The sequence below is a fragment of the Brachyspira aalborgi genome (assembly GCF_008016455.1).
Classification (GTDB): domain Bacteria; phylum Spirochaetota; class Brachyspiria; order Brachyspirales; family Brachyspiraceae; genus Brachyspira; species Brachyspira aalborgi.
The window spans coordinates 1,773,378-1,785,814 of the sequence record NZ_SAXU01000001.1 but is presented as its reverse complement, the minus strand read 5'-3'; the positions used below and the strand labels follow the sequence as shown (position 1 = coordinate 1,785,814).

Below are 12,437 nucleotides of genomic sequence, written 5' to 3'. Positions count from 1 at the left end.
TATAATTGGGAAGTAAATATTTTTTATTTCCCAATTTTTTTATTTTTTATAAAGTAAATAATCCTATAACGATTAAATCTATAAAATATAAAATTGAAATTAATTTAATTATAATATATCATAAATTATTATATTAAAATATTTGGAGATAAAAATGTCCCTTACGAATAAATTACTAATAATAGGTTTTATACTTTTATGCATATACGCTATTATAAGCAGAATAGTTAATAATAAAAATAAAAACGAAAATGATAAAGACGATAAAAAAGAAGATAATATTAATAAGGATTAAATTTTTTTTATGTTAAATATAAATAATATAATAAAGACTTTAATTATTTTATTTTCGATTTCGTTTATTTTATATTCTCAAAATACGGATAGAAATAACAAAACCGCATTTTTTTCTGCCATTGAAAGCGGAGATATAAAGAAAGTAAGAGAGCTTATAAGAAACGGAATCGATATAAATATAACGGACGAATATAATTGGAGCGCATTGCATAGAGCGGTTCAATTTAACAAAAGAGAGATAGTGAGAGAATTATTATTAAATAAAAAAATAAATATTAATCCTATTCTTCCAAATGGCGCTATACTTGAAAATGACGGCAAAAAATGGTATGCGGACGGCGAAACTCCTTTATTGCTTGCTTCATATTATGGATATTCTGAAATAGTTACGATTCTTCTTAATTTCGGCGCTAATATTCTTGCAAAAGATAATGTAGACGGCGCTATGGCTATACATATTGCTTCTGCAAGAGGTTGGACTAAAACGGTTTTGGCAATTTTAGAATCGTATTCCGCTAAAAATACTAAAGATATTGTAAACGTCGTTGATAATACGGGAACTACTCCTTTAATGTGGGCTGCTATGAATAATCGAGTTTCCGTTATGAATTTAATTTTGAAATTTGGAGCTTATATCAACGCTCAAGATGATGACGGTTGGACAGCTTTACATTTTGCGGCTGCATCCGATAGTTATAAAGCGGTTGAGATGCTTATTAATAATAAAGCGAATGCAAATATTAAAAATTTAGACGAAAAGAAACCTGTAGATATTGCTTCGGATACGGATATTCAAGCTTTATTAAATAAATATACTAAACAATAATAAATTTTTATGGACGCTAAAAAATTACAGAGATTCAGCGAATACAGTATCGGAACTTATTTGCTTTGCCCTAAAAAATACAGATATATCTATATAGAAAAACTTTATACGAAACAAAAAAGAAAAATCAATAAATATTTTATATTTGGAAATGTTATTCATTTAACTTGCAGAGAATTCTATCAAAAGAGAGCGGAAGAGAGAACTATAGAAAATCTTTATAATATATTTAGAGAAGGATGGAGAAGAAGCGGAATAAGACCGTTTTTTAAAACGAGAGAAGAAGAAAAAGAATTAGGAGAAAAAGGATTATATATGCTTTCCAATTTTTATAATTCATTCGGGCAGAAAGTTCCTTATTTGATAGAACATTATATGGAAAATATATTTAAAGATTATGTTTTTTTTGGCAGAGTCGACAGAATAGATTTATCTGCAGACGGAACTTTACAAATCGTGGATTATAAAACTAATAAATATTACGATGTCGGAGAAGATAACGAAGATAGAGAAAGGAAAACCGTTCAACTTAAATTTTATGCAAATCTTTTAAACAGTTTGAAACCGAATGTTACAAGCGCCTCATATTATCATTTTGAAGACGATAAATTTGATACTATTGAATTTAATCAAAAGTCTATTAAATATTATGGCGAATGGTTTGACGAGATAGTTAACGATATAAGATACGATAAAACTTTTGAAAGAAAATTAGGAAAACATTGCGATTTTTGCGACTTTTATAAATTATGTTATAACACCGAAAATAATTCTGACAATTTAATTGCATATTATGAAGAGCCTAAAGAAAAAATTGATAATGAAAATAGCGAAGAATTATTTAAATAAATACTAATAATAAATTAGAAATTCCTTCTTTAGCCATTCCAACCATAGAATGAACAGAATGAGGTTTTACTCTTATAATATCGCCTTCTTCCACATCCACAATTTCCTCTTCAACCGTATATCTAACTTTTCCCGTGAGAACTATTACCATCTCTTCCGTTGGATGTTCATGATAAGGTATTAATTGATTAGTTTTTTGCCTAACCGAATAAACCGTATATCCTTTATCGGATAAAGTTTCAATTAATTTTTCATCGTCTTTTACGCAATTAAATTCTTTTTTAGTTGTGGATTTATAATAATATTTTTGTTCGGTCATTTTCGCCCTCATTATATATTAAATTTCGGATTAAAGAGTTATAAAATTTAATTTGATGAAGGCAAATATAATATAAAAAATATTATTTTATTTTCTTATAAAGCTTTTTTATCAATCCTATTTTTCCAAAAGCTATATAATAAAATAAAGCAAGAAGTAAAACTATAGGAATAGCTATGGCTACAAATCCTATTAAGAAAAATATTATACTTGAAAAAAAGTATTTCAAAAAATTAATTGTATATAAAAATTTATCATAAAAATTTACATTTCTTCGCATAGCTTCGGGATTTTTTATCGTTATATTTACTTTAGAATATTCTATAAGGCTTGTAAGATTTTCAAAATTTCCTTTCATTCTTTCTATTTCATAAGTTAAATTATTTATTCTATCCTCTACGCTTAATATTTCTTCTATATTTTTTGCTTCTTTCAAATAACTTCTAAATTTGTCTAAAAGAGCTTCTCTATTTTTTATTCTATTTTCAATGTCATAATAATTTTCAGTTATATCTTCCGTGTTAATATTTTTATTTTGAACATTTTGATTATTTTCGATAAATTCTAAAAAATTATATAAATTATCTTTTGGAATTCTTAAAGCTATAAAATATCTATATTTATAACTGTCAATATTTTCAAAATAGCCCTTATATTCTTTTACTTTCTCTTCTATCGATTTATAAGATTTTTCAATATCTTTTGAGTTAACGCTTAAATCAACGCTTATAATTAATTTTCTTTCTTTTATGTTATTCTCTTCAATTTCATTTTTGCTATTATAATTATTAAAAGATTCTGTTTTTCTTTCGGATACGCTTTCTTCTCCAAAAGAATTATCCGCCGTAGTTTGAATAGTTCCATAATTATCGGTATTTGCTCTTGCGCATGAAATTAAAATAATTATAATAAAACTATATATTATATTTTTCATTTTCTTTCCTACTTTTTTAATATTATAACAATATAATATATAAAATATAATTTATCAATCATAATTTTAAATAAAATTATAATGCAATTAAATTTATTTCCGACATTTATAATAATGTTTTTAATATGATTTGGAGATTATATGTTTAGGAATATATTTATTGTTATATCTGTTTTGTTTATTTTTTCATGTAAAACTATAGAAATTCCGCCGCAAAAAGAAGAACCTAAACCTACAGTTAAAAAAGAAGAAGAGCCTCCTAAAATAAAAATCAAAGAGTTCGGAGCGGACAACGAGGTTTTATGCGTTACAATCGGAGATAAAATTTATTATGTATTGGGAAAAAATAGCTCTCAAAATATAAACGAACAGAATATAAAAAATATTTCTCTTGTAGCGCCTTTAAAAATCAGCGAAGAGATAGTAAAAGGTTATAAAGGAATAGTTATTACATATTACGATGTAAAAATATTTTTAGGCGAAAAATCTTCAAGCGAAGTTAAAGTCGGACTTTTTGAGCCTCAAAAAAATTCTTGGACTGTAGGAAACGATACAGACAGAAGCCAATCAATACAATTAAAACTTTCGGATAGGTCAACAGGACTTATGACTATTGGACGTTCAAGCATATCTTTATCGTATCGCTAATTAAATAATCAATATTTAATTACAATGTTTATCGGATATTTTTCAATCTCTTTTCTTCCGTTTAATTCTTCAAGTTCTATTAAAAACGAAGAGCCTATTACATTTCCGCCTAATTTTTCAACCATTTTAATCATAGCTAAAGCCGTTCCGCCCGTAGCGATTAAATCGTCAACGACTAAAACATTATCGCCTTTTTTTATCGCGTCTTCATGCATATATAAAGTGTCAGTTCCGTATTCTAAAGCGTATTCTTCCGAAATAGTTTTATAAGGCAATTTTCCTTTTTTTCTAACGGGAATAAATCCGCAATTCATTTTATAAGCCAAAGCCGAACCGATTAAAAAACCTCTGCTTTCAGCTCCTACTATTAAATCTACTTTTTTATCTTTAACTTGTTCCGCCATTTTATCTATAGCCAACTTAAATGCGTCCTTATCTTTTAATAAAGTCGTTATATCTCTAAATAAAATTCCTTCTTTAGGATAATCTTGAATACTTCTTATATAGTCTTTTAATTCCATAATAAATACCTCTCTTAAAAGATAACATTTTATTATATAATTAATTTCATAAAAAATCAATAATTTTTATATTTTAATTTATAATTTTCTGCAGGAATTTCTTATAACTATATTAGGCTGAAGAGTTATATTAATATTTTCTTTAACTCTTCCAGTTATTATATTTAGAATAGCCAAAACGGCATTTTTTCCCATTTCGTAAACTTGAGACGATACCGTTGTAAGTCCTATTATCGAAGAAAAAGGTATATCGTCATATCCTACTAAAGAAATATCTTCAGGTATAGATAATCCGCATTCTTCTGCGGCTTTTTTTATTCCAAAACACATAATATCGCATGCGGAAAATATGGCGGTGTATTCCAAATTTGATTTTATAATTTCTTTCATTTGTTTATAACTTTCGTCAAAATCAAAATCCGCCGTTTTATAATATTTTCTAATGTCAAAATCTATATCGTTTTCATTTAAAGCCATTATAAAACCGCTAAATCTTTCTTTTTCAGAACTTATATTTTTAGCTCCCGCCATATAAATAATTTTTTTATGTCCCAAATCTATTAAATATTTTGTGGCATTATAAGCGCCTTCTTCATTATTGCTGCCTACATAATTTGTATTTTCTATGTCGACTTTTCTGTCTAAAAATATTATTGGAGCGTTTGATTTTTTTATTATGTCTTTAAAATATTCCGTATTTCCTATAGACGGAATTATTATATATCCCGATATTCCTATATTTCCTATCTCTTTAAAATATTTATTTAATATATCTCTGTTTTCTCTATATTGCGATAAAACTATATGATAACCGTATAAATTAGCCGTAACTTCTATTCCTTGTATAATATTCGCAAAAAACGGATTTGTTATATCGGGTATAATAACCGAAATGATTTTTTTATTTTTCTTTTTTCTATTATATCCGTCCGATTTTATTATTTCGTTAATTTTATTTTTTATTCTTTCGTCTACGCATTCGTTTCCATTTAATACTCTTGAAACCGTAGCTATTGAAACATTAGCTTTTTGAGCAATTAATTGAAGAGTTATTTTCTTTTTGTTCATAATGATATTTATTTTAAATTTGTTTTATAGTTTATAGATATATTAATATATGTATGTTTATTTGTCAATATTTTATATTTTTAAGAATAGTTTTTAATTTATTTAAATTGCAAATAAAAGTATTTTAATCGAAGTATAATCAAAATTATACAAAAAAATTAAAACGAAACTATTGCAACATTTTATAACTATTGATAAAATAAAACGATTATTAAACATTTAAATAATTTTTAAAAAATAGGAGAAAAATATGTTTAAAAGCGAATATGTAAAAAAAGTTTATGACGATTTATGTAAAAAAAATGAGGGAGAAAAAGAATTTCTAAATGCCGCTCTTGAAATATTGGAATCTTTAGAGCCTTATGTTATAAAAAATCCTATAGTTGAAAAAGAAAAAGTTCTTGAAAGATTTATAGAACCTGAAAGACTTATAATTTTTAGAGTATGTTGGGTTGATGATAATCATAAAATTCAAGTTAATAAAGGTTATCGCGTTCAATATAGTTCCGCTATTGGTCCTTATAAAGGCGGGCTTAGATTTCATAAAAGCGTTAATGCTTCTATAATTAAATTTTTAGGATTAGAGCAAGTTCTTAAAAATTCTTTAACTTCGCTTCCAATGGGCGGAGGAAAAGGCGGCTCGGATTTTGACCCGAAAGAAAAAAGCGACAATGAAATTATGGCATTTTGTCAAGCGTTTATGACAGAATTATATCGCCATATCGGACATGATACCGATGTTCCCGCGGGAGATATTGGAGTTGGCGGAAGAGAAGTTGGCTATTTATACGGACAATATAAAAAAATTTGCAATGAATCTGTAGGAGTTTTCACAGGCAAAGGATTAACATTTGGAGGCTCGCTTGCAAGAACGGAAGCTACGGGATATGGATTATGTTATTTTACTGAAGAAGCTTTAAAAACATTAAAGAATACGGATTTTAAAAATAAAACTGCAATAGTATCTGGAAGCGGAAATGTTTCAATATACGCATGCGAAAAAGCTATTAATTTAGGCGCTAAAGTTGTCGCTATGTCGGATTCCAACGGTTATATTTACGATGAAAACGGAATTGATTTATCTTTAATTAAACAAATAAAAGAAGTTAAACGCGGAAGAATAAAAGAATATTTGGATGTTCATAAAAATTCAAAATATTCTGATAATTGTAAAGATATTTGGAAAATTAAATGCGATATCGCTCTTCCATGCGCGACTCAAAACGAATTAGATTTAGAAGACGCTAAAATTTTAGTTAAAAACGGAGTTATAGCCGTATGCGAAGGAGCAAATATGCCTTCAAGTTTGGAGGCCGCTAAATATTTTATTGATAATAAAGTAGTATTCGGACCTGGAAAAGCAGCTAATGCGGGCGGAGTCGCTACTTCTGGACTTGAAATGTCTCAAAACTCAATGCGTTATTCTTGGACTTTTGAAGAGGTTGATTCTAAATTAAAAGATATAATGATTAATATTTTCAAAAATACTCATGAAACCGCATGCGAATTTGGAAATCCTTTCGACACTCTAACGGGAGCAAGTATCGCGGGATTTAAAAAAGTATGTAACGCTATAATTAGTCAAGGAGTAATTTAAATAAAAAATCGTTTAATAAATTTTTAACTATAAATTATTAACGAATATATTATTTAATTTATTTTAAAATATTTATTTAAAAAGTATTGCATATTTTTTTATAACTATTATAATATTACTATAAAAAATAATCTTAAAAAATTGTAGGTTTAATTTGTTTTATGAAAAAAGTTAATTTATGTTTATTAGGAGCTTCTGGCGCCGTTGGTAAAGAAATGTTAAAAGTTTTGGAAGAGAGAAAATTTCCAATCAACGAATTAAGATTACTCGGCAATAAAGACGCTGGCAAAAAAGTATTATTTAGAGACAAAGAATATATAATAGAAAAAGCGGGTAAAGATTCTTTTAAAAATATGGATATTACTTTAGTTGCAGTCGGAGGCGATATAAGTAAAAAATTAAGTCCGATTGCAGTTAAATCTGGAAGCGTAGTTATAGACAATAGCAGCGCTTTTAGAATGGATAAAAATGTTCCTTTAGTTGTTCCCGAAGTTAATCCCGAAGATGTTAAATGGCATAAAGGAATAATATCAAATCCGAATTGCACGACTATAATCGCGTTAGTAGCGTTAGCTCCTTTAAATAAATATGCAAGAATTAAAAGAATAATCGCTTCGACATATCAAGCGGTATCGGGAGCGGGAAAAGAAGCTATGGAAGAGCTTGAAAATCAAGTTAGAAATTATTCTATTGGCAAGAGATTTGAAATTAAAGCGTTTAAGCATCAAATATGTTTTAATTTAATTCCTCAAATAGACGCGTTTGATAAAAACGGATATACAAAAGAAGAATTAAAAATGTTAAATGAAAGCAAAAAAATTCTTCATTCTCAATATTTGAAAGTAAATTGCACATGCGTCAGAGTTCCTATATTTAGAAGCCATAGCGAATCTATAACTATAGAAACTGCAAAAAAAATAACTCCTCAAAAAGCGAAAGAATTATTATCTAAAGCGAAAGGAGTTAAAGTTGTTGACAATCCCGCAAAATTCAAATATCCTATGCCTTTAGACACGACAGAGCAAGATTTGGTATTTGTTGGAAGAATAAGAGAGGATATTAGCGCTAAAAATTCTTTAACTTTATTTTGCGCGGGCGACCAATTAAGAAAGGGAGCTGCAACAAACGCCGTTCAAATAGCCGAATTGGTTTTAAAGAATTTGAAAGAAAAGAAATAAATAATCGTCATTGTGAGCGACTTAAAGGAAACAAAGTAATACAAATTTATAATTCGTTAATATTTTTAATAAAAGGCTTAAAACAAATTGTTATTATATTTATATTGCTTCGTTCATTTGCCAATGGCGACTTTAATCTCGCTCTCAATGACAATAAAATAAAATTTTTAATTCCTCTTTTTCAGTTAAAATAATTTTTTTTTAAAAAATTCGCCGTTTTTTATGGTTAATTTTTATACTTAAAAATAATAATTAAAGCCTAATCATATAAATTATACGATTAAGCTTTAAATTAATTTATTGTATAAAATTTACTTTCACATTATCTAAAGGAAGTTGACTCACATCTTTAGCGTCCGTATCTTTCAAAATTTTAACGCTTCCGTCAACTAACTTTTTATAAATATTATCGTAATCTTCTTTAGTAAAGTTTTTAAATTTTGAAGTTTCCATTGGCAAACCTATTCCATGAACTTTCGCGTCTAAAACGGCTATTTTACCGCCTGGAAAATTGCCTTTATAAAATTCGTCTATCGCATTATAAACGGATTCTCCAATCATTTTCATTGCCGAAGTTATAACCGTTGGCGATTCTACGCTTTGGTCAACATCGACTCCGATTACATAGCCGTTATTTTGTTCGGCGGCGGACATTATAGAATTACCCGCTCCTCCTGCTGGCGCAAATATAACTTGAACTCCCTTTATAAACCAAGAAGACGCTTTTGTTTGAACTTCTGGCGTAGGTTCATAACCGCCAATATAAGTATAATCGATTTTTATATTTTTAACGCCCAATTCTTTAGCCGCATAATCGGCGCCTTGAACGAATCCGTATCCGAATCTTATAACCGAAGGTTCAGCCATACCGCCCATAACTCCTAAATTTGTATAGCCTTCTTTAACTACTCCATAACCCGCTAAAAATCCCGCTTCTTCTTCAGCGTATAAAACCGAATAAACATTTTTTTCAATTCTAAAATCTGTATAAGTGCCGTCTTGAGGAGTTCCGTCTAAAAGCACAAAATTAATTTCGGGATAAATATCTTGAACTTTATATATTGCTGGCTCAAATAAATATCCTGGCGTTATAATTAATTTTGCCCCCGAAGATATTGCCAAATATATAGAATCAATTTTTGAATCGGTATCTTTTCCCGCTGGTTTATAATATTTATAAGTTATGCCTTTCTCTTCTGCATATTTTTTTAAGCCTTCCCAAGAACCTTGAGTAAAAGATTTATCGTCTATAGTTCCTATATCGGTTATCAATGCAAGCTCGTATCCGCTATTCTTTTTTGTATCTTTGCATGATAAAGAAATTATTAATATAATCGATAAAATTGTTAATTTTAAAAAATTTTTCATTGTTTTCTCCTTAAATTAAATTAATTTTTATAATTAAAAATAATAATTAAAGCCTAATCATATAAATTATACGATTAAGCTTTAAATTAATTTATTGTATTAAATTTACTTTTATTTTATCTAAAGGAAGTTTATTTACATCTTTAGCGTCCGTATCTTTCAAAATTTTAACGCTTCCGTCAACTAATTTTTTATAAATATTATCGTAATCTTCTTGAGTAAAGTTTTTGAATTTTGAGGTTTCCATTGGGAGTCCTATTCCATGAACTTTCGCATCTAAAATAACAGAATTTCCGCCTGGAAAATTGCCTTTATAAAATTCGTCTATCGCATTATAAACGGATTCTCCAATCATTTTCATTGCCGAAGTTATAACCGTTGGCGATTCGCTACTTTGGTCAACATCGACTCCGATTACATAGCCGTTATTTTGTTCCGCTGCCGACATTACGGAATTACCCGCTCCTCCTCCTGCCACAAATATAACTTGAACTCCGTTTCTATACCAAGAAGCAGCTTTGGTTTGAATTTCGGGACTCGGATTAAAACCGCCGAGATAATTATAATCCGCTTTAACATTTCTAATTCCCAATTCTTTAGCCGCATAATTTACTCCTTGAACGAATCCGTATCCGAATTTTACAACCGCAGGAACAGCCATACCTCCCATAAATCCTAAATTTGTATAGCCTTCTTTAACCGCTCCGTATCCTGCTAAAAATCCCGCTTCTTCTTCAGCGTAGAAAACCGAATAAACATTTTTCTCAATTCTAAAATCTTTATAATTTCCATCTTGAGGGCTTCCGTCTAAAAGCACAAAATTAACTTCGGGATGAATATCTTGAGCTTTATATATCGCTGGCTCAAATAAAAATCCAGGAGTCACAACTATTTTCGCGCCCGCAGCAACCGCTAAATCTATAGAGTCAATATAAGCGTCCGTAGTTTTTTCGGTTGGCTGATAATACTTATGAGTTATGCCTTTCTCTTCGGCATACTTTTTTAAGCCTTCCCATGAACCTTGATTAAAAGACCTGTCGTCTATAGTGCCGACATCGGTAATTAAAGCAAGCTCATAGCCGCTACTCTTTTTTTCATTTCCGCATGATAAAGCAAATATCATTATCATAGCAAAAACGATTAATACTAAAAACTTTTTCATTTTTTTCTCCTCGCCATTTTTTGGCATTTTTTATTTTATTAAAATTTAAGAATTATCTTTTTTAATAAGGACTTTTAAAGATTCTATTACCAAATCTATTGCCTCTTCTCCCGTATAATCTTTTTTATCATTTATATTATTTTTTACTCTCTCCTGATTATGAAGAACGAGCATTGCGGCTCCCGTGCGAACATTTTTAGCGGAACCCACGGCGAATAAAGTTGCAGATTCCATTTCAGAAGCCAAAGCGCCCGCTTTTATATAAGATTCCCATTTATATAATAATTCTTTATCCACAGCCATGCTATCTGGAGCATGTTGAGAATAAAAAGCGTCTTTACATTGAACGACTCCGATATGAGTTTTATTTTTTATATTTTTACTCGCTTCAATCATTGCCTCTAAAACTTCTATATTTGGAATGCATGGAAATTCTTTTGGAATATAATTATTCATAGTTCCGCCTAATTTTATAGCGCCGTTTACTATAACTATATCGCCAGGCAAAACATCCATATTCATTCCTCCGCAAGTGCCGACTCTTATAAATGTATCCGCTCCGATTTTAATTAATTCTTCCAAAGCTATTGCAGTAGAAGGTCCGCCAATTCCATGCGAAACTGCGGAAACTTTTACTTTATCAATATAACCCGTCCAAGTTGCAAATTCTCTAAAGTCTGCAATTAATTTTGCGCTTTCAAATCTCTTTGCAATCTTTTCGCATCTTTTCGGGTCGCCAGGCATTATAATATATCTTCCAACATCGCCTCTTTTTAATTTGAGATGATGAACAAGATTTTCATTTTCTTCGTAATATGCTTTTGGGCATTCAATCATAAATATTCCTTTAATTATTAACTTTCATTAACTTTTTTATCCAATATTACTATAGATTCTAATGCAGTTAATATCATGTTTTCTATATTGTTTGAATAATTTAAATGAGTTCCTAATCTTTCAATCATAGTATTTTCAACTATATGCATTATCGCTCCCGCTCTAACTTTTCTAATCGCTGCGCATGAAAATAAAGCGGCGCATTCCATTTCGGATGCAATCGCTCCGCATAAAGTATAATATTTTAAGTTGTTTTCAAATTTTTCTCTAAAAAAAGAATTTTGAGGCTCAAGCTCTCCGTAAAAACAATCTTTACTGTGAACGACTCCGATATGATAATTATAATTTTTTTCTCTCGCAGCATCTCTTAATGCAAAAATTATATCCGTATTTGCAATTGCAGGATATTCAAACGGAATATATTCTTTTGAAGTTCCTTCGTCTTTTATCGCAGCTTGAGCTATTGCCAAATCATTAGGTTTAACTTTTAAACTTAATCCTCCCGCAGTGCCTACTCTTATAAAAGTGTCCGCTCCGATTTTAATTAATTCTTCCATAGCTATTGAAGCTGAAGGTCCTCCAATTCCTGTGGAAGTTATTGAAACGGGAATATTTTTATATTTGCCTGTAATCGTAACATATTCTCTGTAATCGGCTTTTAAAACGGGTTCGTCTAAATATTTCGCTATAAATCCGACTCTTTTCGGGTCGCCAGGCAATAAAACATATCTTGCGACATCTCCTTTTTTTAATTTGATATGATATTGAAGAAGTCCGTCTTTATCGGCTTTATTGTCATAAAAGGCTTTTGGTTTTTTATATTCCATAAATTT

At 29.3% G+C, this 12,437-nt stretch carries 14 protein-coding genes; 6 read left to right on the top strand and 8 right to left on the bottom strand.

Annotated elements, in window-relative coordinates; all coding sequences use genetic code 11:
- Positions 1-154 precede the first annotated feature (154 nt).
- The 3 genes from EPJ79_RS11675 to EPJ79_RS08055 are packed head-to-tail and all read left to right on the top strand — an operon-like array spanning position 155 to position 1,972.
- Complete coding sequence (locus tag EPJ79_RS11675; RefSeq protein ID WP_021959117.1) at positions 155-295, top strand: hypothetical protein; 141 nt, start codon at positions 155-157, stop codon at positions 293-295.
- A gap of 9 nt (positions 296-304) precedes the next feature.
- Positions 305-1,123 carry an ankyrin repeat domain-containing protein gene (locus EPJ79_RS08060; protein ID WP_147739099.1) on the top strand — a complete coding sequence of 273 codons (819 nt, stop codon included), beginning with the start codon at positions 305-307 and terminating at the stop codon, positions 1,121-1,123.
- Positions 1,124-1,132: 9 nt separating this feature from the next.
- Positions 1,133-1,972, top strand: coding sequence for a RecB family exonuclease (locus tag EPJ79_RS08055; RefSeq protein ID WP_147528135.1), 840 nt, complete (start codon positions 1,133-1,135; stop codon positions 1,970-1,972).
- On the opposite strand, the gene EPJ79_RS08050 is transcribed toward EPJ79_RS08055, so the two are convergent.
- Both EPJ79_RS08050 and EPJ79_RS08045 read right to left on the bottom strand, forming a co-directional pair.
- The gene (locus EPJ79_RS08050; protein ID WP_021959114.1) at positions 1,965-2,291 is read right to left on the bottom strand and encodes a cupin domain-containing protein; all 327 of its coding nucleotides are present in this window, start codon (positions 2,289-2,291) and stop codon (positions 1,965-1,967) included. The genes EPJ79_RS08055 and EPJ79_RS08050 overlap by 8 nt on opposite strands.
- 82 nt (positions 2,292-2,373) lie before the next feature.
- Positions 2,374-3,225, bottom strand: a complete 852-nt coding sequence (locus EPJ79_RS08045) for a DUF4349 domain-containing protein (RefSeq protein WP_147739098.1) — start codon at positions 3,223-3,225, stop codon at positions 2,374-2,376.
- A 141-nt stretch (positions 3,226-3,366) separates the two neighbouring features.
- Here EPJ79_RS08045 and EPJ79_RS08040 point away from each other — a divergent pair, with 141 nt between their 5' ends.
- A complete protein-coding gene (locus EPJ79_RS08040; RefSeq protein WP_147739097.1) occupies positions 3,367-3,873 on the top strand; it encodes a hypothetical protein in 507 nt (168 codons plus the stop codon).
- Between the two features lie 8 nt (positions 3,874-3,881).
- Here the strand turns inward: EPJ79_RS08040 and EPJ79_RS08035 are convergent, their stop codons facing one another.
- Positions 3,882-4,394: an adenine phosphoribosyltransferase gene (locus EPJ79_RS08035; protein WP_147739096.1), complete on the bottom strand. Its 513-nt coding sequence runs from the start codon at positions 4,392-4,394 to the stop codon at positions 3,882-3,884.
- A 78-nt stretch (positions 4,395-4,472) separates the two neighbouring features.
- Positions 4,473-5,462 (bottom strand): LacI family DNA-binding transcriptional regulator, encoded by a 990-nt coding sequence (locus tag EPJ79_RS08030; RefSeq protein ID WP_147739095.1) that lies wholly within the window; start codon positions 5,460-5,462, stop codon positions 4,473-4,475.
- Between the two features lie 250 nt (positions 5,463-5,712).
- Between EPJ79_RS08030 and gdhA the strand changes: the two genes are divergently transcribed.
- Together gdhA and EPJ79_RS08020 are read left to right on the top strand one after the other, a co-directional pair.
- Positions 5,713-7,059 carry an NADP-specific glutamate dehydrogenase gene (gene gdhA, locus EPJ79_RS08025; RefSeq protein WP_147739094.1) on the top strand — a complete coding sequence of 449 codons (1,347 nt, stop codon included), beginning with the start codon at positions 5,713-5,715 and terminating at the stop codon, positions 7,057-7,059.
- 161 nt (positions 7,060-7,220) lie between these two features.
- The gene (locus tag EPJ79_RS08020; RefSeq protein WP_147739093.1) at positions 7,221-8,237 is read left to right on the top strand and encodes an aspartate-semialdehyde dehydrogenase; all 1,017 of its coding nucleotides are present in this window, start codon (positions 7,221-7,223) and stop codon (positions 8,235-8,237) included.
- A gap of 297 nt (positions 8,238-8,534) precedes the next feature.
- Here the strand turns inward: EPJ79_RS08020 and EPJ79_RS08015 are convergent, their stop codons facing one another.
- The 4 genes from EPJ79_RS08015 to EPJ79_RS08000 all read right to left on the bottom strand — a co-directional run bounded on the left by EPJ79_RS08015 (position 8,535) and on the right by EPJ79_RS08000 (position 12,431).
- Positions 8,535-9,605, bottom strand: coding sequence for a BMP family lipoprotein (locus tag EPJ79_RS08015; RefSeq protein WP_147739092.1), 1,071 nt, complete (start codon positions 9,603-9,605; stop codon positions 8,535-8,537).
- Between the two features lie 91 nt (positions 9,606-9,696).
- A complete protein-coding gene (locus tag EPJ79_RS08010) occupies positions 9,697-10,767 on the bottom strand; it encodes a BMP family lipoprotein (RefSeq protein WP_147739091.1) in 1,071 nt (356 codons plus the stop codon).
- A gap of 45 nt (positions 10,768-10,812) precedes the next feature.
- The gene (locus tag EPJ79_RS08005) at positions 10,813-11,604 is read right to left on the bottom strand and encodes a nucleoside phosphorylase (RefSeq protein WP_147739090.1); all 792 of its coding nucleotides are present in this window, start codon (positions 11,602-11,604) and stop codon (positions 10,813-10,815) included.
- Between the two features lie 17 nt (positions 11,605-11,621).
- The gene (locus tag EPJ79_RS08000; RefSeq protein WP_147739089.1) at positions 11,622-12,431 is read right to left on the bottom strand and encodes a nucleoside phosphorylase; all 810 of its coding nucleotides are present in this window, start codon (positions 12,429-12,431) and stop codon (positions 11,622-11,624) included.
- Positions 12,432-12,437 lie beyond the last annotated feature (6 nt).

Excerpts from the sequence above, each read along its gene's own strand:
- EPJ79_RS08020 (WP_147739093.1), top strand. The coding sequence starts at position 7,221 with ATGAAAAAAGTTAATTTATGTTTATTAGGAGCTTCTGGCGCCGTTGGT.
- EPJ79_RS08015 (WP_147739092.1), bottom strand. The coding sequence starts at position 9,605 with ATGAAAAATTTTTTAAAATTAACAATTTTATCGATTATATTAATAATT.
- EPJ79_RS08000 (WP_147739089.1), bottom strand. The coding sequence starts at position 12,431 with ATGGAATATAAAAAACCAAAAGCCTTTTATGACAATAAAGCCGATAAA.
- EPJ79_RS08050 (WP_021959114.1), bottom strand. The coding sequence starts at position 2,291 with ATGACCGAACAAAAATATTATTATAAATCCACAACTAAAAAAGAATTT.
- EPJ79_RS11675 (WP_021959117.1), top strand. The coding sequence starts at position 155 with ATGTCCCTTACGAATAAATTACTAATAATAGGTTTTATACTTTTATGC.
- EPJ79_RS08035 (WP_147739096.1), bottom strand. The coding sequence starts at position 4,394 with ATGGAATTAAAAGACTATATAAGAAGTATTCAAGATTATCCTAAAGAA.
- EPJ79_RS08030 (WP_147739095.1), bottom strand. The coding sequence starts at position 5,462 with ATGAACAAAAAGAAAATAACTCTTCAATTAATTGCTCAAAAAGCTAAT.
- EPJ79_RS08040 (WP_147739097.1), top strand. The coding sequence starts at position 3,367 with ATGTTTAGGAATATATTTATTGTTATATCTGTTTTGTTTATTTTTTCA.
- gdhA (WP_147739094.1), top strand. The coding sequence starts at position 5,713 with ATGTTTAAAAGCGAATATGTAAAAAAAGTTTATGACGATTTATGTAAA.
- EPJ79_RS08005 (WP_147739090.1), bottom strand. The coding sequence starts at position 11,604 with ATGATTGAATGCCCAAAAGCATATTACGAAGAAAATGAAAATCTTGTT.
- EPJ79_RS08045 (WP_147739098.1), bottom strand. The coding sequence starts at position 3,225 with ATGAAAAATATAATATATAGTTTTATTATAATTATTTTAATTTCATGC.
- EPJ79_RS08060 (WP_147739099.1), top strand. The coding sequence starts at position 305 with ATGTTAAATATAAATAATATAATAAAGACTTTAATTATTTTATTTTCG.
- EPJ79_RS08010 (WP_147739091.1), bottom strand. The coding sequence starts at position 10,767 with ATGAAAAAGTTTTTAGTATTAATCGTTTTTGCTATGATAATGATATTT.
- EPJ79_RS08055 (WP_147528135.1), top strand. The coding sequence starts at position 1,133 with ATGGACGCTAAAAAATTACAGAGATTCAGCGAATACAGTATCGGAACT.